This is a genomic window from Enterovirga aerilata, from assembly GCF_013044135.1.
GTDB lineage: Bacteria > Pseudomonadota > Alphaproteobacteria > Rhizobiales > Beijerinckiaceae > Enterovirga > Enterovirga aerilata.
Window position 1 is genome coordinate 453,876 of record NZ_JABEPP010000005.1, and the last position, 19,246, is coordinate 473,121.

Consider the following 19,246-nt stretch of genomic DNA (forward strand, 5'->3'; position numbering starts at 1 on the left):
AGCGCCTCCGGGGCCGGCCCGCCATCGGCGGCGGCGAGAACAGGCGGACGCGCCGTGTGCGCCGGCGCACCGTGAAGCGTCGCCGCGCCGTGGATTGTCCCTCCAACGACAACAGGGTCGCAGGAGAGGCGCGATGTTCCGGATGGTCAGGCTTGCAGGCGTGAGCGCGGTTCTGGCGGCCGCTTTCGTGCTGGCCACGACGGAGTACCCGGTAGGATCACGAGCCGACCTCCTTCCGCGCCTCACCATCGTGTTCGAAGAGGCCCCATGACTGTGAGCGGCGCGATCGCGTCCCGCCCTGACACGTCGAGCGACATCGTCCTGAAATGATCCGTGAACGAAAAGCGCTCGTCGGAGTTGTCTCGACAGTCGTGTCGCGTTCTCCATCTCGACCGCCAGGAGGCCTGCGATGCCCGTTCTTAACGCCGAAGCGCTGAACGCCGACCCGCAAGGGCTCGAGTTCCTGCGCGACGTGCTCGGCACGCGAGCGGAGACGTCCTCGCCCGAACGCCGCTTCCCGCTCGAGGCCTGGACCCCGAAGGTGTCTATGGCCGAGACAGTCGTGCCGTCCCCCGAGATAGAGCCTCGGTTGATCGAAGCCGCTCTCTGAGCCGGGGCTCAATGTGAGATGCGGGCCGCTTTGAGCTCGATGCGTCTGCTCCAGCGCGACAAGCCGAAACAGGCCAGCCAATAGATAAAACCTGCGAAGGCATAGGCTTCCCAGGTCTTGCCGACCCAGGCCGGATCCGCGAGCGCCGCCTGGGCGATCCCCAGCAGATCGAAAATCGAGACGATCAGCACGAGCGAGGTGTTCTTCACGAGCGCGATGAACTCGTTCGTGAGAGCGGGCAGGGAGATGCGGAGCGCCTGCGGCAGCACGATCAGCCCCGTCGTGCGCCAGTATCCGAGTCCCAGCGCGGAAGCCGCTTCCGCCTGGCCGGGCGGGATGGCCTGCAGCCCGCCGCGCACCGCCTCCGCCATATAGGCCGCGATGCAGAGGCCGAGCCCTATGACGGCGCGGGCGAGGCGGTCGATCCCGGCGCCGTTCGGCAGGATCAGCGGAAGGAGAAGCGAGGCGAGGAAGATCACCGCGATGATCGGCACGCCGCGCCAGAACTCGATGAACACCGTCGAGATCAGCCGGATGACCGGGAGGCGGGAGGCGCGGCCGAGCGCGAGCAGGATCCCGAGCGGGACCGCGATGATGGCCGCGTAGATCGACAGGAAGGCGGTCAGCATGAGCCCGCCCCATTCCCGGGTCTCGACGATCCGTAGCCCGAGGCCGCCATAGAGGAGCCAGGTCCCGAGCGGGGGCAGGACGACGAGCGCGAGCAGCGCGGCGAGGCGGCGGCGCGGCAGCCCGGGCCAGGCGATAAGCCCCGAGGCCACCAGGAGGATCACGCCCGCCAGATCGACGCGCCAGCGCTCGCCCGCCGGATAGAAGCCGTACATGAACTGGCCGAACCGAGCCCGGATGAAGACCCAGCAGGCTCCCGTGCCCGTGCAGTCGTTCCGTGTCGTCCCAGTGAAGGTGGCGTCGAGGATCGTCCAGCGCAGGAGCGGGACCGCGGCCCAGGCAAGGAGGGCCGCGCAGACGAGCGTGATCGCCGCGTCCGAAGGCGTGCCGAAGAGGCGTTTCGCAAGCGCGTGGGGCTGACGGAGGCGCCGGGCCAGCCCGCCGTCGCGGGCATCGGGCAGGATCGTGAGCCGCCCGTCGGAAGCGATCTCCGCCGTTGCGCCGCCGATCGGAACGAGGCCCTGGCTCAGCTCGCGGCTCATCGCGTCACCAGCGCGATGCGGGCATTGTACCAGTTCATGAAGGCCGAGACGGCGAGGCTGATGGCGAGGTACAGTGCAAGCGTAATGGCGATGATCTCGATGGCCTGGCCGGTATTGTTCAGCGCCGAACCCATGAAGAGGCTGACGACGTCCGGATAGGCGATCGCGGCCCCGAAGGACGAGTTCTTGACGACGTTCAGGTACTGGCTGGTCATCGGCGGGACCATGACGCGCAGCGCCTGCGGGATGGTGACGAGGCGAAGCGTCTGGCTCGGCGAGAGGCCGACGGCCTTCGCGGCCTCGATCTGCCCCTTGGGCACGGCCAGGATGCCGGCCCGGACGATCTCGGCGATGAAGGCCGCCGTGTAGGTCGTGAGCGCGGCGAACAGCGCCACGAATTCCGGCACGAGGACGAACCCGCCGCGGTAGTTGAAGCCGCGCAGTGCGGGCACGTCCCAGGCCGTGGCGAGCGCCGCGTGGATGAAGGCGAGCGCCGGAATCCCGAGCACCAGGAGGAGGCCGCTCCGCCAGACCGGGAAGGCCTTCCCGGTCCTCTCCTGCCGCCGCCTCGCCCAGGCGACGACCGCGAGCTGGAGCGCTATCCCGGCCGCGAGCGCGAGGAGGGCGTGGCCGAAGGGAGCCGCCTCGTTCGGCAGCGGAATGGTGAGCCCGCGATTGTTGAGGAAGGCGATCCCGAACAGGCCGATCGAGGCGCGCGGCGCGGGCAGGGACGCGACGACGCCAAAATACCAGATCAGCACGAAGAAGAGCAGGGGGATGTTCCGGGCGAACTCGACATAGGCGCCGGCGATCCCGGAGAGCAGCGGGTTCCGGGACAGCCTGGCGACGCCGATCGCGAAGCCGAGCGCCGTCGCCGCCGCGATCGAGACCGCCGAGATCAGGAGCGTGTTGACGATCCCGGCCCAGAGCAGGCCGAGATTGGACGAGGCCGACGTGTAGCCGGTGAGCTGGAACTGGACGTCGATGCCGGCCTGCCGCCACAGGAAGTCGAAGCCGGACGCGATACCGGCCTTGAGCATGTTCTCCGAGGCGTTGCGGACGAAATAGACGAGCAGCGCCAGGAGGCCGATCGCGACGGCGGCCTGCGCGAGGACGTCCCGGACCTTGCGGTCGCGAAGGGTGGCGGCAAGGGTCATGGCTGGCGCGCCAGCCCACCCTTCCCTCCAGGGACGGGTGGGCGCGAGTCCGCCATCTCCGGCGGGTCTACTGGAACGGCGGCGTGAAGAGCAGACCGCCCTTGGTCCAGAGCTCGTTCTTGCCGCGGGCGAGCTTCAGCGGCGAGCCCATGCCGACGGTGCGCTCGTAGCTCTCGCCGTAATTCCCCACCTGCTTGATAGCGTTGTACATCCAGTCGTTGGAGAGCCCCATCATGGCCCCGAAGCCGCCCTCCACCCCGAGCAGGCGGCGCACCTCGGCGTTCTGCGACTTGGCCTTCATTTCGTCGACGTTCTTGGACGTCACGCCGAGCGCCTCGGCCGCGATCATGCCGTTCAGGACCCAGCGCACCACGAGCTGGTAGCGCTCGTCGCCCCAGCGCGTGGTCGGCCCCTGCGGGTCGTTCGAGATCGTCTCGGTCATGACGATGTTGTTGTCCGGGTCCTTCAGCTTGATGCGCTGGCCGGCCAGCGCGCCGATGCCGGCCGTGTAGGCGTCGCAGCGTCCGGAATCGTAGGCCGCGATGGCGTCGTCGTTCTTCTGGAAGTTGATGATCGAGATCTTGATCCCGTTCTCCTTCGCCCAGTCGGCCGCGTTCTTCTCCTCCGTCGAGCCCGCCGCCACGCAGACGGAGGCGCCGTCGAGATCCTTCGGCACGGTCGCGGTGCCCTTCCGCACCACGAAGGTCTGGCCTTCGTAGAAATTGATGCCCTGGAAATTCACGCCGAGCGTCGCGTTGCGGCTGAACGTGATGGTCGTGTTCCGCGACAGGAGATCGACCTGCCCCGATTGCAGCACCGGCCAGCGCTGCTGCACCGAGGTCGGCGTGAACTTCACCTTCGTGGCGTCGCCGAGGATGGCGGCCGCGAGCGCGCGGCAATAGTCGACGTCGATGCCGGACCACTCGCCCCTGTCGTTGGCGAAGGAGAAGCCGGGAAGCCCGAGATGCACGCCGCATTCGAGATGGCCGCGGGCCTTGATCGCGTCGAGCGTCGGCGAGGGCGCGAGCTGCTGCGCGCCGGCTGAGGTGGCGGCCAGCGCAAGGGCGGCCGCCGCGAGCGGAAGGCGGATGGATGGCATGACGAGCGAAGCACTCCGAGGGGCGCGGGACGCCGCGCGCTAGCACGTTCGGGCAAGCCTCGTGCCGCGTCAACTTGGCTGCAGCTGAAGAGCAACCGCGTCCAACGGCCCGCCGGATCGAACCGGTCAGCGGCGGCCGCGGCCCTGCGCCTTCACGGCGTTCTCCACCTTGTCGAGCTTGTCCTCGATCTTGTCGAGCTTCGCCAGGATCTGCTGGAGGATGTCCGGCACAACCCGGCCATACTCGACGGATTCGCGGCTCGCCTTCGCGGTGGCTCGCGCCGCATCCAAAAGCTCGCGCATCTCGCCCGGGCTCATCCCTCCGGTGCCGGCCTGGGCCGGCGGCGCCGGCGGCACGACGGCGGGAGGCGCGACCGGCGCGCGCGTCCCGGGCGATGCATCGCCCGGGGTCGATCCGGCCCCGATGGCCGGAGCCGTCTCCGTCGGCTTGGTCGGGCTCGTCACGGCCTCCGTCGCGGCCGCGCCCGGATTGGGCCCCGGCGTCGCGGGCGTCGGCAGATTAGGGGAGGGCGTCTGCGCCCATCCGGGTGCCACGAGAGAGACCAGGACCACCCCAACGAATGCCGCCCGCATAGCCGTTCCCCTGATTCGCGGCCGGAAGCGTCGGGGAAGAGCAGGCCGGGGGCAAGGTGGAAGCCATCCTGTTCCGGCCATGCGCCAGCCGTCACGCCTCGCCGCGGGCGTATCTGGCCGTTCGACGGATGGCCTCGTCGAGCGGCGTCCAGCTGTCGAGGGCGAGTTCCGTACGCGCTCGTTCGATGGACGGCACGTAGCGGTTCCGAGTTGCTGCCGGATCGGGCTCACCGCGGATCACGATCTCGCCGCTGCCGGGTATGACCGAGCCGACCAGGCGAGCCAGCTCCGCTATGCGGATCTCGCGGTCCGATCCGACATTGTAGGCCCGTCCCGGACGGCCTTTCGCAAGGAGCGTCGGAAGCCAGGCGGCAAGATCGCCAGCGTAGAGGTAGGAGCGGACAGGGGTGCCGTCACCCCCGACGGATATCTCCTTTCCGGCCAGGGCATCCCGGATGAAGTTGCCGATTGCGAAATGCCCGTCGAGCGGCAGGCCTGGGCCGACAAACGCGAAGGCGCGAGCGATGACCGTCTCGATGCCGGTTCGATCCGCGGCGAGGGCGCATAGATGTTCGGCGAGCCGCTTAGCCTGTCCGTATGACGATCGGGGATCGAGCGGATCTGGCGCGCCCGAATATTCTTCCGCAAGGGCGGCCATCCCGGGAGGCTGGGGGCCGTAGACGGCGCCTGAACTCACATAGAGAAGACGGCGGGCTTCGCAGCGGGCCGCAAGCTCCAGGACCCGCCGGGTTCCGTCGACGACGGAGCCGATCAGGTCGGCGGGATCCCTGCCCGCGGCGGCGCTCGTGTCGGTCGCTGCGTGGATGATGTGGCTGAATTTCCTGGACGGGAAGGAGAAGGAGCGGACATCGCCGGCAACGAGGCGCAGGAAACCGAGGCTCGCCAGGTGCGGGTGAGCTTCGGCGAAGGCCTCCGGCCGGCGGGACAGCAGCGTGACCTGGAGGCGTAACCCCAAGCGCATCCGCGCGTGATCGAGGACGGCCAGGAGCCAGCGGCCGAAGAACCCTGTCCCTCCGGTCAGGAACAGGGACGATCCGTCGAGGTCCCGCAAAGCCCCGGAGGCATGCCCGACGGCTTCCTCGAGATCGCCGATGCAGAAACCCGCAGCGCCGGCATTCATGCCGGCTCGTGCCGCCGCCGCGGCATCAGATGCTCGGGTATGTTCTCCGAGGCCGGGTCCAGCGGGACGATCATGTTGGAGCGAAACTCGTCGCGCGGCAGCAGCGGCGACATGTCCTCCAGTGGCATCGACAGCATCGACCCGTCGGCCTGCGGCAGGGCTGCCGATTTCGGGAAGAGGGCCTCGTCGGGGATGACCTGGACGTCCACCAGCAGCGGGCCGGCGTGACACAGCGCCTGCCGGATGCCGCCGCGCAGATCGGCGCAATCCTCGATCCGGAATGCGTCCCAGCCGAATGTCCGGGCGAGCGCGACCAGGTCCGGGATGTCGAGTCCGGAACCCGGGCCGCTGCCGACATAGCGCCCGTCGAAGTAGTTGCGTTGCGTGTTGCGGATGGACGCGTAGCCGTTGTTGTTGATCACGAACATCCGGAGCGGCAGGCGAAGGCTCGCGATCGTCTGCATCTCCTGCAGGTTCATCATCAGCGAGCCGTCGCTCTCCAGGCCGATGAAGGGGCGCCGGTCGGACGCCATGTAGGCGCCGATCATGGCCGGCAGGCCGTAGCCCATCGCCCCCAGTCCCGAGGTCAGGAACACGCGCTGCCCTGCCTTGTTCTGGAACCCTGTATAGAAGAACTCGATGCCGAGCCCGGAGCTGCCGGTCACGATCAGGCTGTTCTCAGGCAGCTCCTCGGACAGGATCTGTGTCAGGTGGAAATGGCCGATGGGTCCCTGCTCGGGGAACGGCAGGCCGTCGTTGATGGGGTAGCGCCGCTTCCAGTCCTCGCAGCGGGCGAGCCAGCCCGACCGATCCCGGCGGGGAAGATCCGCAGCTCGCGCGAGCAGAGCGGAAACGAAGTCACGCGCATCCGCCTGGATTCTCAGCGCGATGCCGGCATTGCCGCCGAACTTGTCGAGCTCGGCCCGATCGACGTCGACCACGATCTTCTGCGCATGGCGCCCGAATTTCGCCGGGCTGTAGGCCGTCACGACGTTGTCGAGCCGGGCCCCGATGGCGAGGATCAGGTCCGCATTCTGGACTGCGAAATTCGGCGCCCGCAGGGCCACCGTGCCGGGCTTTCCGACGCTCAAGGGATGCGCAGCCGGGATCAGGTCCATGGCGTTCCAGGTGGTCACGACCGGAATCTGCAGGGCTTCGTAGAGAGACCGGAAACCGGATGCCGCCTCGGCCAGGCGGATGCCGTGGCCGGCAAGGATGAGCGGCCGTTCGGATCGCCCGATCAGCTCGATCACCCGGTCGAGCTGATCCGTGAGGCCCTGCTCCGCAGCGCCGGTCGGCGCAGGCACGAAGCCCGGGAGCTCTTCGACCTCGATCCGTGCGTTCTGCACATCCAACGGAATGTCGAGCCAGACCGGGCCGCGGCGGCCGGTCGTCGCGAGGTGCACGGCTTCTTCGAGGTGGCGGCGTATCTCCGTCGGCTCCATCACGCGCGCGGCGTATTTGGTGATGGGCCGCACCATGGAAACGATGTCCACCTCCTGCGGGCCCATCTGCCGGACGCCGCTCGTCCCCATGAGGTCGGCGCGTTTCACCTGGCCCGAGATGATGAGCAGCGGCACGGATTCGATCCACGCGCCCGCGCATCCCGTGATCGCGTTCGTGGCTCCGGGGCCGGTCGTCACCAGCGCGCAGCCCAGGCGTCCGTTGACGCGGGAATAGGCCTCGGCCGCGATCGCGGAGGCCTGTTCGTGGTGGTTGGACACGTAGCTCAGGTCCGGGCACCTGCCGAACGCGTCGACGAGATACATCGCGCCGCCGCCCGGCACGAGGAACACGCAGCCGACGCCCTGGCCCGCCACGAAGCTTGCGACGTAGTCGGCCAAGCGTTGGGTTGTGAGCGCCATCCGGACGGTCTCCGTGAGGTTTCGGGTCAGGAGACCCAGTAGCGCAGAAAGGTCTTGCGGTTCGGCGTACGTGCGATCGCCGGATCGGTGTAGAAAGAATCGTCAACGAAATGCGTCGAGGAGATCTCCTCGAACACGGCCCCGGTGTCGCTCTCGAAAGCGTGGCGTGTGCCCGGCGCGATCGTCACGACGGTTCCCGGCTGGCAGACCCGTATCTCTCCGTCGAGCTCGAGCTTGAGGTCCCCGTGGAGGACGTGGAAGGTCTCCTCCTTGCGCTCGTGGTACTGCTCAGGATGGCGCTGGCCCGGCAGGACCACGATCAGCTTCTTGCAGTAATTGCGATTCACCACCGTCACCATGGTGATGCCGAACCTGTCGAATTGGTCGAGCCCGTAATGGTGCGAGATCTCGAGCTCGGCCTCTCCGGGCACCACCCCGCGGCTCTCCGCTAGCAACGCCTTGACCCGCGTCACGACGTCCAGGACCTTGTCCCTTACGTTCTCGTATCGGGTGTCGGTCGAGAGCACCGGGGCAGAGGCCGGAATGTCCCGCGTCGCGGTGAAGAGTGCGTATTTCGACCAGTCGTTCGCCGTGATCTGCCCAGGCTGGCATGGAATGGCGAAGAACACGTCCTCGGTCCTGACCGGCTCCCCTCTCCTGATCGGGCGCCGGGCGAAGACGCCGCGGCGCAGGTCCTTGAGGGCGTCGAGCTCTGCCTTGGTCGGCTCCACGCGGATGTCGCTGAGGCCCGCGACGGCGAAGGCCTTTGCGGCGGCGTCGAGCCATGCGCGGGCTTGGGCGGGATTCGCCGAATAGGCGTTCAGCGGGTAGGCGTCCGTAGCGATCCCGACATGCTTCTCGAAAATGCATGCGCCCTTCGCGACCGCCATGGCGACGGGCAGCGTCTCGTCCGGGCTCTCATGCGTGGAATAGCCGATGCGTAGATGCGGGTAGCGCGCCTTCAGAACGTCGATTTGGTTGAGCTGGAGCGCATCCGCGGGCGTCGGGTATTGCGCAACGCAGGTCATCAGCGCGAAGTCCTTGTCGCGATGGCGCATGAACGCGACGACATTGTCGATGTCGGATATCTCGATGCCGGCCGTGGATCCGATGATCGGCAGGTCGGTGGTCGCGATCCTCTCCAGCAGCGGCCAGTCGGTGAAGGAGCAGCTTGCGATTTTCAGGATGTCGAAACCGTCCTCCACGACCCGGTCGACCGAAGCTTCGTCGAAGGGCGTGCACATCGCGATCAGGCCCTTCGACTTGATCGCCTCGACGAGCCGGCGCGTCTGGTCCCGGGTCAGGCGCGTCTCGGTGAACCGCTTGATGTACTTGATGTCCGTGCGACCCTGGAAATCCGGATGGATGAAGGTGTCGAGCTCCCGGAACTGCAGCTTGATCGCGAAGGCGAAGTCGTAATCCTCGGCGACTGCGGCGAATTCCTCCACAATGCGCAGGCCGTGGCCGACATCGCCCATATGATTGTTGGCCATCTCGAAGATGAACAGGGGCCCCGGACGGCCCGTATCGGGGCGTGCTGTCGGCTTCATGCGCATCTCGCGGGCTGACGGGTCGGGCGATGCGGCCGGCATCACGGTCGGGGCGTCGGGGTGGAGGGTTGGTGGTCGGCTCTGCGCTTCGCCACGACGGAGAAGACATGGCTGTCCTTCCCGCCTGCCGAGACCTGGTGGGAGACCCTGGTGATCTGCTCGAGGCCCGCCCTCGCCAGCATGGCATCGATGGCGGGTTCCGTGAAGAAGTTGACGTGCTCGTGCCAGTGGCGCTTCGCTCGGATCCGGTCTGCCTCGCACGGTACGAGACGCACCACATCCTCGTGCGGAACCTCGATGTAGAGCACGGTCTCGGGTCCCATGACGGAGACGATCTCCTCAAGGGCATCGCCCGGGGCAGGGACATGCTCCAGGACGTTGGACGACACGACGAGATCGTATTCCGCGCTCAGAATGCCTTCGCGGTCCACGATCTCTGCGCCGTCGACTGGCGGCTTGTTGGAAATGTCGTAGACGTGGTGGAGGCTTGCCCGGCCCCGGAACGGCGTGTTGATCCCGGTGTCGCCGCCCCAGTCCAGCACGCGCGGCGTGGAGCTGAGATAGGGCGCGAGAAGCTCTTCCACCGTTTCGATATAGCGGGACCCCTCGTTGAGGATCGCGTTGCGCCATTCGTAGCCGGGCTCGAACCGACCGCGGGTCGCGGCGTAATCGTCGCCGCGGTAATCCGCGTACAGGGCGCTCATCTCCTCCGGATCGAACCGCATGTCCAGGAAGAGGAGACCGCAGGAGGTGCAGGCGAGCGTGTTGCACATCGCCTGTGTGCGGCCGAGCGGAAGATCGCGCATGTTCCAGTCGGGTGTGATCTCGACGCTTTCCCAGCCGAAGACACGATACGCCAGGAAAGGCATCAGCACCGCGGGCGAGCGTTGCAGGGCGCCGCCACCGCAGCAAACGCAGGACCTGGCGATCTTCATCCGATAACCTTCGGCCAAGCGGCCCGGCTGTTGTCGAGCGCTGGACGCATCCCTGGTGCTCACGCGAGAGGCCGCGCCGAGCCACGCGGATCGGACCAGCGGTCGCGCCCGAGGCTAGGTCGCCAGGGTTAACGAAACGTGATTTCCGCCCCTCCGGAGGGCGGACGGTGGGGCATTGAGGATGCGTCAACTACCCGCCCCCTAAGCTCCCCTCGGACCCAACTCGAGACGAGCCGCGCGGCTTCGGCGCCGCCCGGAGCGGGTCGGACAAGGCTCGGCGGGCGCCGCGCCGATCGGAGCGCGCCGTGAGAAGGCTGAGCATCGTTACGCCCTGCTTCAACGAGGAAGGGGGCATCGCGGCCTGCCATGCAGCCGTGCGCGAGGTGATGGCGAGAGAGCTGCCGGGCTACGATTACGAGCACATCTTCATCGACAACGCCTCGACCGATCGCACCGTGGCGCTTCTGCGGGAGATCGCCGCGTCGGATCCGCGCGTGAAGGTAATCGTCAACGCCCGGAACTTCGGGCCGGCGCGCTCACCCTACCACGCGATGCTGCAGGCGTCCGGGGACGCCGTCATCCCGGTCCTCGCGGACCTGCAGACCCCGCCCGAGATCATCCCCGAGATGGTCGCGGCCTGGGAGCGCGGCAGCAAGGTCGTCGTCGCGGTTCGACGCGGCACCGCGGAGGCAGGCTTCACGAAATGGGCCCGGGATCGCTTCTACCGCCTGATGCGCGCTCTCTCGAAGATCGAGCAGATCCCTAACTTCATCGGGTACGGGCTGTACGACCGCGTCTTCATGGAGGCGCTGCGCGGCCTCAACGAGCCCGACCCCTATTTCCGCGGCCTCGTGGCCGAGATCGGGTTCGAGCGGGCCACCATCGAATATGATCAGCCTCCGCGCCGGCACGGACGCTCGAGCTACAGATTCTTCGACTATGTCGACTACGCCTTCCTCGGGCTGTTCAGCTATTCACGCGCACCGCTCCGGCTGATGACGCTGGCCGGAATCTGCGTGGCGAGCCTGAGCTTCCTGATCGGGCTCGTCTACCTGATCGCCAAGCTTCTGTTCTGGTACAGCATCCCGGCCGGCACGGCGCCGATCCTCATCGCCGTGTTCTTCCTGGGGGCCGTGCAGATCCTCGCGATCGGGGTCGTCGGCGAATATGTCGGGCTCCTCCTCACCTACAGCCGCAGGTTCCCGCTCGTCATCGAGAAGGAGCGGATCAACTATGACTGACCTCGGGCTTCCGGCCGGCCTCGAGGGAAGCACCGATCTTCGCGGCATTCTGGAATCGAGCTGCCCTCCCCCGCTTCGCGAGCCGCCGCGCGGGCGCTGGATCTACGGCGCGGGAGGTTTCGGTCGGCAGCTCGCCCGCGAGCTGGTCCGGCTCAACCTCCCTGTTCTCGGCTTCATCGACCGGAAGGGCCGGGAGAGCGCCGACGTGGACGGGATGCTCTGCCGCCATCCCGACGATCTCCCGGACGGCGATGCCCGGGGCACGCATCTCGTGTACGGGATCCTCAACCATGCGGTCGCACCGCATGAGATCCTCAGCTGGGCAGAGAGCCGCCCGTTCGACCAACTCGTGTTCCCGACGAGTTTCTACGAGATCGAGGGCTTCGCGCTCGACAGCTACTGGCTCGGTCCGCCGCGCGAGACCCTTGCTCATCTGAGCGATCTCATGACCTTCTACGATCGTCTCGCAGACGAGGAGAGCCGCACCACCTTCCTTCAACTCCTTCAGTACCGTCTCTCGTCGGATCCCCGGCGGCATCCCGCGGTTCGCGAGAAGGAGGTCTATGTCGAGAGATTCCTTCCGATCTTCGACGAGCCGATCATCTTCGTCGACGCCGGCGCCTTCACGGGAGACAGCCTGGAGGCTTTACTCGATGCCGGCGTGAAAATTGCGGAATGGCTGGCCTTCGAGCCTGATCCGGAGAATCTGCGTGGCCTTCGCCGGACGGCGAAGAGACGCGCGGACGCGCTTGCGCGCTACACCCTCGTACCGGCCGGGCTGGCGGACACGAACGGGCGGCTTTTATTCGCGTCGTCTGGAAGCATGTCCTCGCGCCTGGCCGGCCCGGACGACACCGGTAACACGCTCCAGGTCGAGGTGCTTCGCTTCGATGATGCCTTCAGGCGCTCGGGGCGGATCTATGTGAAGATGGACATCGAGGGAGCGGAGCGGGAGGCGCTGCGGGGAATGCGCAACCTCCTGGCGCAACAACGGCCGATCCTCGCGATCAGCGCCTATCATCGCACCGCCGATCTCTGGGAGATCCCGAAGCTGGTCTGCGACCTGTACCCCCAGCCGAGACTCCGGCTGCGGCAGCACGGCCATCACGGCTTCGAGAGTGTCCTGTACGTCTCGCCGGGCTGAGAAGCGTCCCGCTCCTCAGAGCGCCCGATCAGGGCGTCGGAGATCCGGCCAGCACTGGATCTCGCGCGGCGGTGGAAGGCGCTTCGCGGGTGGGGCCATGAGCCAGCCGGGCATCTGCTCGACACGGGCCATGTAGTTCGCGGGCGCGCCGACATCCCCGAGATTGCGGGAGGCCTCGACCAGGCTGCAGTCGCTGATGGCGAAGCGGGGAACGATCAGCGCGCGGCTGATCTCCACGATGGCAGGGGTGGTTCCGAGCAGCGCGACGGCGATACCCACAAAGGCGTCGGAGGCGCGGTCGCGGATGGCGTCGATCAGGACGGCGCCGAAGACGAAGCCTATTACGAGGAGCGCCGGGATCGAAGCCCGCATCACGAGGTCGTTGTTCGGCCCGAAGCTGAAGAGGGGCAGCACGACCAGAAGCGCCACCGAGCCGGCGAAGAGGCCCCTCAGAGCCGGCTCGATCCGATGCCGGTGGAGCAGCACGAAGATCGCGGGCGCAAGCTGGAGCACGATGAAGATGAAGTACCGCCCGGTGAACTCCCCGTCCGCGACCGGGGAGCCGTGATCGATGGTACCGGCCGCCGCCGCCACATAGGCGGCCGCCGGCAGGAAGCCGCAGGAAACGGCCGCCCCGATCCAGGTCCGGGCCGAGCCCACCACCTCGCGGAAGCGTGTCGCCGCGACCCACAGCAATGCGGGCGCAGCCGGCAGAATCGCGAGGGGGGACCACAGGACGAGAGTCGCCACGGTGAGGCCCACCGTCGCGACATCGACCTGGCGCCGCGCAAGGAGGATCAGCAGCGTGCCAAGCCACCAGCCGGGCAGGGCATGGTTCGGGACCCAGAAGAACTGCGTGATGCTGGACGAGTACTGGAACATACCGTTCCACTCGTCGAGCGGGCGGGCATAGAAGAAGATGAAGGACGGGTCCCCCAGGGTCATCGCTTGGCTCGGCCGCCACAGGATCCCGAGACCGCCGAAGCCGACCAGGATCGCGAGCTGGAGCGGGGAGCGGGCGCTTCCGAGCAGCAGATAGAAGATCGCGCCGAGAAGGAGCGCGTTCTGCGCCAGCATCGCGGCATGCGCAGCGGAGAGGCCCGCCAGCCGGCCGGCGAGGGCGGGGACGAGATACATGCCGAGCGGGGCCCGCAGGTGGTAGCTGACGCCGGAGATGTCGTAGCCGAGCGGGAAGCCGTGCCGCGACAGGTCGGCCAGGACGGCATCCCGGATGAGCCAGTCGGGATTGGCATAGACGAGGTGGAGCGCGCCCCCGAGGACGAGGATCAGGACGGCCAGGGCAAGGCAGCCCGCGAGCTCCGTGGGCCGGAACTGGCGGTCCAGCGGACCGCTCTGGCTCGGCGCGCGGAGCAGCAGAGCGACGGCAGCGACGCTGGCTGCGGCCAGGACGGCGCCGGGGACCGGCTGCAGCCCCGCCGCGAGGACCAGGTTCGGCAGGCAGAAGAGCACCGAGACGCCGCCCAGGACCCAGCGATCGGTCACCCTTCTGGAGGCCGGGCGCACGGCATCCGCGGACAGAGCGGCGCTCACCGTGCGCTCCCGAAGGCGAAACGGCTGTTAAGCCCGTAGGAGATGAGCACCGCCACGGGCAGCAGAAGGAGCCCGCCGATCTGCGGCCGGATGCCGGCGCCTTCCAAAGCTGCGAGGCCTAGCGCGTTGAACAAGAAGACCAGCGCGTAGGTCAGCAGGAAGCGCCAGAGAAACCTGATGCGCAGGTTCCGGAAGACGTAGAGGCCCTGCGAGACGAAGTTGAACAGGATCGCGACGATCGTGGATGCAACGAGCGCCGAGAAGGTCGTCGGGCAGAGCGCCAGCGCCACCAGGAAGGCGGCATAGCCGAAGCCCGTGTTGACGAGCCCGGCGAGGACGAAGCGGACGAATTGCGGGCTGGGACCGCGAGCGAGCATCCGTCCGAGCCCGCCCGAGCCCGACGCGGCCGGCATGGCTTATCCCGCAAGCCGGCGCGGCGCGCGGACGAGCGCGCCGACCGTGTCGAGGACGTGGCCGATCTCGTCGCTGCCCAGCCCGGGATAGACCCCGATCCACAGCGTCCGGTCCACCACGATGTCCGCGTTCGCGAGGGAGCCGGAGACCCGATAGCTCCGGCCCTTCATATAGGGCTGTCGTACGAGGTTGCCGCCGAACAGGAGCCGGGTCCCGATCCCGTGCCGGTTGAGGTGGATGGCGAGCTCATCGCGCGTGAAGGGAGCGCCGGGCCGCAGCGTCAGCGGGAAGCCGAACCAGGAGGGCTCCGTCCCGGGCGTCGCCTCGGGGAGGACGAAGATGTCGGCATGCTCGGCGAAGCCGGCGCGCAGCCGCTCGAAGTTCCTGCGCCTGGCCGCGATGAACTCGTCGAGGTGGTCGAGCTGCGCCAGCCCGACGGCGGCCTGCATGTCGGTGATCTTCAGGTTGTAGCCGAGATGCGAGTAGATGTATTTGTGGTCGTAGCCCTTCGGCAGATCGCCGAGCTGCCAGCCGAACCGCTTGTTGCAGGTATTGTCGCAGCCGGGATCGCAATAGCAGTCGCGACCCCAGTCCCGGAACGACTCCATGATCTTCTGGAGGTGGTTGCCGTTGGTGAAGACGGCGCCGCCCTCGCCCATGGTGATGTGGTGCGCGGGGTAGAAGCTGAGCGTGCCGACATCCCCGAAGGTCCCGACATGCCGCCCGCCGACCGTGGCACCGAGGGCGTCGCAGCAATCCTCGATCAGAAAGAGGCCGTACCGGTCGCAGATCTCCCGGATGGCGAGGACGTCGAAGGGGTTGCCCAGCGTATGCGCCACCATGATGGCCCGCGTCCGCGGCGAGACGGCAGCCTCGATCGCGGCCACGTCGATGTTGTAGGTCGGCAGGTGGACGTCCACGAAGACCGGCACCATGCCGGCCTGGAGCACGGGGTTCACGGTGGTCGGGAACCCGGTCGCGCAGGTGATCACCTCGTCGCCCGGCCGGAGCTGGCGCGCCTTGAGCCGCGGCGAGGTCAGGGCCGAGAAGGCGACGAGGTTGGCCGAGGAGCCGGAATTGACCGTCATGGCGTGCCGCACGCCGAGGCGTTCGGCGAGCCGCTTCTCGAAGGCGGAATTGAAGCGGCCCGTGGTGAGCCAGAAGTCGAGCGCCGACTCGACCAGCATCTGCATGTCTGGCGCGCCGTAGACCCGTCCGGAGACGGGGACGGACGGGCGGAGCGGGTCGAAGCGCGGGCGCTTGTGCGCGACCGCATGGTACTTCGCCACGAGTTCCAGGATTTCGGCGCGGAGCGCTTCAGGATCGTGCGGCACGGCGCCCCCCTGCCCGCATGGTGGCGGGCCGCGCCTCCCGGAACGGCGGAACGAGCCGCACGCACTGGCCGAGATAGCGGTCGGCCTGCTCGCGCGTGAACGCGGCCATGTCGCGGCGCTCCGCGAAGGCGCGGTACCACTCGGCCGTCCAGAGCACGGCCTCCCCGAAGGGAAGGAGCGGATGCCAGCCGAGCTCCTCGCGGGCGCGGGTCGTGTCGAGCCGCAGGAGCCTCGTCTCCTTCGGCTGCGGGCTCCGGTCGTGGCGCCAGGCCGCCTTGCCGCCCCAGCCGGCCGCGAGGTGCCCGAGCAGGGCCGCGACATCGTGCTCGCCCTCGGGACCCGGGCCGAAATTGTAGGCGTCGCTGACCGGTGCGCCGGACAAGGCCCGCTCCGCCAGCAGCAGGTAGCCGCGCAGCGGCTCCAGCACGTGCTGCCACGGCCGCACGGCATCCGGGTTGCGGACACCGAGGACGTCGCCAGACGCGAAGGCCCGGAACGCGTCGGGGATGATCCGGTCGACCGCGAAGTCGCCGCCGCCGATCACGTTCCCGGCCCGCACGGTCACGACCCTCGTGCCCGCCTCGGCCAGGAAGCTCTCGCGGAAGCTCGCCGAGACGAGCTCGGCGCAGGCCTTGCTGGCCGAATAGGGATCGGCGCCGCCGAGCCGGTCGCCTTCCGCGTATCCCGTCTCGGCTTCGCGGTTCTCGTAGCACTTGTCCGTCGTGACCACGACGACCAGCCGGACGCTCTGCACCCGGCGCACGCAGTCGAGCAGGTTCGCGGTCCCGAGGACGTTCGTCCGGAAGGTGTCCGGCGGGTCGGCATATCCTCGCCGGACCAGCGACTGCGCCGCGAGGTGGAACACGATCTCGGGCTCGGCCGCACCGAGCGCGGCGTCGAGTGCGGCGAGGTCGCAGATGTCGCCGCGCCCGTCCGAGAGGGCGTCCCGCACACCGAGGAGATCGAAGGCGCTGGGCGTCGTCGGCGGGTCGAGCGCATAGCCCGTGACGGCCGCGTTCAGCCGGTCGAGCATCAGGGCGAGCCAGGCGCCCTTGAAGCCGGTATGCCCGGTGAGGAAGACGCGGCGGCCGAGCCAGAAGTCGGACGAGATCACCACGTCTTCCACCTCGCCCGGCCCGAGGCCCACTCGTCCTCGAGGAAGAGCTTGTCCCGCAGCGTGTCCATGGGGTGCCAGAAGCCCTCGTGGATGAAGGCCTGCAGCTCCCCGTTCTCGGCGAGCCAGTTCATCGGCTCGCGCTCCCAGGAGGTCTCGTCTCCCTCGATCAGGTCGATCACCTTGGGTGAGAGGAGGAAGAAGCCGCCGCTGATCCAGCCCGTCTCCGCCTCGGGCTTCTCCCGGAAGGAGAAGACCTGGCTGCCTTCGAGCGCGATCTCGCCGAAGCGCCGCGGCGGCCGGACCGTGGTGACGGTCGCGAGCTTTCCATGCGCCTTGTGGAAGGCCATCTGAGCCGCGAGGTCGACGTTCCCGACGCCGTCGCCATAGGTCATGGCCATCACGTCGTCCTCGGCGACGAAGTCGCGGATGCGCTTGATGCGGCCGCCGGTCATCGTCTTCTCGCCCGTGTCGACGAGCGTGACGCGCCAGGGCTCGGCGCTCTGGCGATGCACCTCCATCGTGTTGGCCGCCATGTCGAAGGTGACGTCGGACAGATGGAGGAAGTAGTTCGCGAAGAACTCCTTGATGTAGTAGCCCTTGTAGCCCAGGCACAGCACGAAGTCGTTGAAGCCGTGCGACGAATAGATCTTCATGATGTGCCAGAGGATCGGCCGCCCGCCGATCTCGACCATGGGCTTGGGTCGAACCGAGGTCTCCTCGACGAGGCGCGTTCCGACCCCGCCGGTCAGAATGACCACCTTCATGCGGCCTCATCCCGAGACGGCCAGGGCCGCCGGCAAATCGACGGGCCGCCCGCCCGCCACCGCATCGGTACAGTCGGATTGGTTAACGAAGCGTAGGGAGGCCCGGCGGTCCGACCCGCCCGGGAGCCGTCACTTCCGCAGCAGCGGGCACTCCGATTCGCTCTCCGGCCGGTAGGCGTCGTCCGCCTTCACGGTGCGGACGATCTCCAGGTAGTCCCAGGGCTCCTTCGCCTCCGCCGGCGCCTTCACCCGGGCGAGATACATGTCGCGCATCACGCGCCCGTCGGCGCGAAGACGGGCGCTCTTGATGAAGGCATCCTCGATCGGCAGCTCGCGCATCTTGGCCATGACGGCCTTCGCCTCGTCCGTGCCCGCCGCCTTCACGGCCTTCAGGTAGTGCAGCACCGCCCCGTAGGCGCCGACCTGGTTCATGGTCGGCATGAAGCCCATCTTCTCGAAGAACCTCTTCGACCAGGCGCGCGTCCCCTCGTTCATGTTCCAGTACGAGGCGGTCGTGAGATAGGTCCCCTGCGCGTTCGCGAGCCCGACGGCGTGGATGTCGGTCTCGTACATGAGGAGGCCGGCGAGCTTCTGGCCGCCCTTCACGAGGCCGAACTCGCCCGCCTGCTTCAGGCCGTTCTGCGTATCCGCGCCGGCATTGGCGAAGACCACGACATCCGCCTTGGCGGCTTGCGCCTGCAGGACGAAAGACGAGAAGTCCGACGTGCCGGTCGGGTGCTTGATGCCGCCCTTTATCTCCCCGCCCGCCTCCCGGATGAACCGGGCCGCATCGGCTTCCAGCCCGTGCCCGAAGGCATAGTCGGCCGTCACGAAGTACCAGCTCTTCGCGCCCTCGGCGGCAAGCGCCTGGGTCGTGACCTTGGCGAGCGAGTAGGTGTCGTAGGTGAAGTGGACCGTGTTGGGGCTGCAGAGCTTGTCCGTCAGGGCGCTCGCGCCCGGCGCCGAGAGGAGCGCGACGCGGTTCTTGTCGCGGGCGAGATTGTGGACCGCGATGGCGATCGCGGAGTTCGTCACGTCGGCGATGGCGTCGACCTTGCCCTCGTCGAACCAGGCCCGGGCGATCTGCGCCCCGATATCGGTCTTCATCTGGTGATCGGCGATGACGAGCTCGACCTTCTTGCCGAGCACCTGGCCGCCCATCTCCTCGATCGCCATGCGGGCGCCCTCGGCCGAGCCCGGACCGGCATTGTCCTTGCCCCAGCTCGACATGTCGGACAGCACGCCGATGCGGACCACATCGTCCGATAGCTGGGCCTGCGCGGTCCCGATGGAGACCGCAAGCAGCATTGCGGCGACAAGATATGTCCTCATGAGCGTCCTCCGGCATTTTGCCGGTTCGTTACCGGAAGCGTGGCCGCGAGGCGACTCGTCGTTCGTCCGCCCACGCGCCGTCCTTCCCCGGCGCGGGGTCGGTCATGACGGGCGACTTCAAAGAGCGGGTGAATTGGTCGAGGGGCGTGGGACGCCGAAACGCTCGATCAATTTTATAGAGGAGCCTTTCGGCGTCCCCGCGATCCGGAACCCTCTCCGCGTCATGGCC

18 protein-coding genes are annotated in these 19,246 nt (G+C 67.9%); 4 read left to right on the plus strand and 14 right to left on the minus strand.

Annotation, left to right across the window (positions count from 1 at the left end; genetic code table 11):
- Positions 1-133 precede the first annotated feature (133 nt).
- Both HJG44_RS19335 and HJG44_RS19340 read left to right on the plus strand, forming a co-directional pair.
- Positions 134-271 (plus strand): hypothetical protein, encoded by a 138-nt coding sequence (locus HJG44_RS19335; protein WP_171219947.1) that lies wholly within the window; start codon positions 134-136, stop codon positions 269-271.
- A gap of 138 nt (positions 272-409) precedes the next feature.
- A complete protein-coding gene (locus HJG44_RS19340) occupies positions 410-610 on the plus strand; it encodes a hypothetical protein (protein ID WP_171219948.1) in 201 nt (66 codons plus the stop codon).
- An 8-nt stretch (positions 611-618) separates the two neighbouring features.
- Here the strand turns inward: HJG44_RS19340 and HJG44_RS19345 are convergent, their stop codons facing one another.
- The 8 genes from HJG44_RS19345 to HJG44_RS19380 all read right to left on the minus strand — a co-directional run bounded on the left by HJG44_RS19345 (position 619) and on the right by HJG44_RS19380 (position 10,054).
- Positions 619-1,779, minus strand: a complete 1,161-nt coding sequence (locus tag HJG44_RS19345) for an amino acid ABC transporter permease (RefSeq protein ID WP_171219949.1) — start codon at positions 1,777-1,779, stop codon at positions 619-621.
- Positions 1,776-2,936 carry an amino acid ABC transporter permease gene (locus HJG44_RS19350; RefSeq protein WP_171219950.1) on the minus strand — a complete coding sequence of 387 codons (1,161 nt, stop codon included), beginning with the start codon at positions 2,934-2,936 and terminating at the stop codon, positions 1,776-1,778. Before HJG44_RS19350 ends, HJG44_RS19345 begins: the two co-directional genes overlap by 4 nt.
- Positions 2,937-3,003: 67 nt before the next feature.
- Positions 3,004-4,035, minus strand: a complete 1,032-nt coding sequence (locus HJG44_RS19355) for an amino acid ABC transporter substrate-binding protein (protein WP_171219951.1) — start codon at positions 4,033-4,035, stop codon at positions 3,004-3,006.
- Between the two features lie 126 nt (positions 4,036-4,161).
- The gene (locus tag HJG44_RS19360) at positions 4,162-4,629 is read right to left on the minus strand and encodes a hypothetical protein (protein WP_171219952.1); all 468 of its coding nucleotides are present in this window, start codon (positions 4,627-4,629) and stop codon (positions 4,162-4,164) included.
- A 91-nt stretch (positions 4,630-4,720) separates the two neighbouring features.
- The gene (locus HJG44_RS19365) at positions 4,721-5,770 is read right to left on the minus strand and encodes an NAD-dependent epimerase/dehydratase family protein (protein WP_171219953.1); all 1,050 of its coding nucleotides are present in this window, start codon (positions 5,768-5,770) and stop codon (positions 4,721-4,723) included.
- On the minus strand, positions 5,767-7,635 hold the full coding sequence (locus HJG44_RS19370) for a thiamine pyrophosphate-binding protein (RefSeq protein WP_171219954.1): 1,869 nt from the start codon (positions 7,633-7,635) through the stop codon (positions 5,767-5,769). Before HJG44_RS19370 ends, HJG44_RS19365 begins: the two co-directional genes overlap by 4 nt.
- Positions 7,636-7,661: 26 nt before the next feature.
- Entirely contained in the window at positions 7,662-9,185 is a 1,524-nt protein-coding gene (locus HJG44_RS19375; RefSeq protein ID WP_171219955.1) for an N-acetylneuraminate synthase family protein, read from the minus strand.
- A 41-nt stretch (positions 9,186-9,226) separates the two neighbouring features.
- The gene (locus HJG44_RS19380) at positions 9,227-10,054 is read right to left on the minus strand and encodes a class I SAM-dependent methyltransferase (RefSeq protein ID WP_171219956.1); all 828 of its coding nucleotides are present in this window, start codon (positions 10,052-10,054) and stop codon (positions 9,227-9,229) included.
- Positions 10,055-10,425: 371 nt separating this feature from the next.
- On the opposite strand from HJG44_RS19380, the gene HJG44_RS19385 reads away from it, so the two are divergent.
- Both HJG44_RS19385 and HJG44_RS19390 read left to right on the plus strand, forming a co-directional pair.
- Positions 10,426-11,361 (plus strand): glycosyltransferase, encoded by a 936-nt coding sequence (locus HJG44_RS19385; RefSeq protein ID WP_171219957.1) that lies wholly within the window; start codon positions 10,426-10,428, stop codon positions 11,359-11,361.
- Complete coding sequence (locus HJG44_RS19390; RefSeq protein WP_171219958.1) at positions 11,354-12,505, plus strand: FkbM family methyltransferase; 1,152 nt, start codon at positions 11,354-11,356, stop codon at positions 12,503-12,505. Before HJG44_RS19385 ends, HJG44_RS19390 begins: the two co-directional genes overlap by 8 nt.
- Positions 12,506-12,520: 15 nt before the next feature.
- Here HJG44_RS19390 and HJG44_RS19395 read toward each other — a convergent pair whose 3' ends face one another.
- From HJG44_RS19395 to HJG44_RS19415, 6 genes are all read right to left on the minus strand, one after another.
- Positions 12,521-14,056, minus strand: coding sequence for a hypothetical protein (locus tag HJG44_RS19395; protein ID WP_171219959.1), 1,536 nt, complete (start codon positions 14,054-14,056; stop codon positions 12,521-12,523).
- Positions 14,053-14,469, minus strand: coding sequence for a GtrA family protein (locus HJG44_RS19400; protein ID WP_171219960.1), 417 nt, complete (start codon positions 14,467-14,469; stop codon positions 14,053-14,055). Before HJG44_RS19400 ends, HJG44_RS19395 begins: the two co-directional genes overlap by 4 nt.
- A gap of 3 nt (positions 14,470-14,472) precedes the next feature.
- Positions 14,473-15,804: a lipopolysaccharide biosynthesis protein RfbH gene (gene rfbH / locus HJG44_RS19405; RefSeq protein WP_171219961.1), complete on the minus strand. Its 1,332-nt coding sequence runs from the start codon at positions 15,802-15,804 to the stop codon at positions 14,473-14,475.
- Entirely contained in the window at positions 15,788-16,951 is a 1,164-nt protein-coding gene (gene rfbG / locus HJG44_RS23445; protein ID WP_346767209.1) for a CDP-glucose 4,6-dehydratase, read from the minus strand. Before rfbG ends, rfbH begins: the two co-directional genes overlap by 17 nt.
- Entirely contained in the window at positions 16,915-17,685 is a 771-nt protein-coding gene (rfbF, locus tag HJG44_RS23450; protein ID WP_210261221.1) for a glucose-1-phosphate cytidylyltransferase, read from the minus strand. Before rfbF ends, rfbG begins: the two co-directional genes overlap by 37 nt.
- A gap of 129 nt (positions 17,686-17,814) precedes the next feature.
- Positions 17,815-19,017 (minus strand): ABC transporter substrate-binding protein, encoded by a 1,203-nt coding sequence (locus HJG44_RS19415; protein ID WP_171219962.1) that lies wholly within the window; start codon positions 19,015-19,017, stop codon positions 17,815-17,817.
- Between the last annotated feature and the right edge of the window lie 229 nt (positions 19,018-19,246).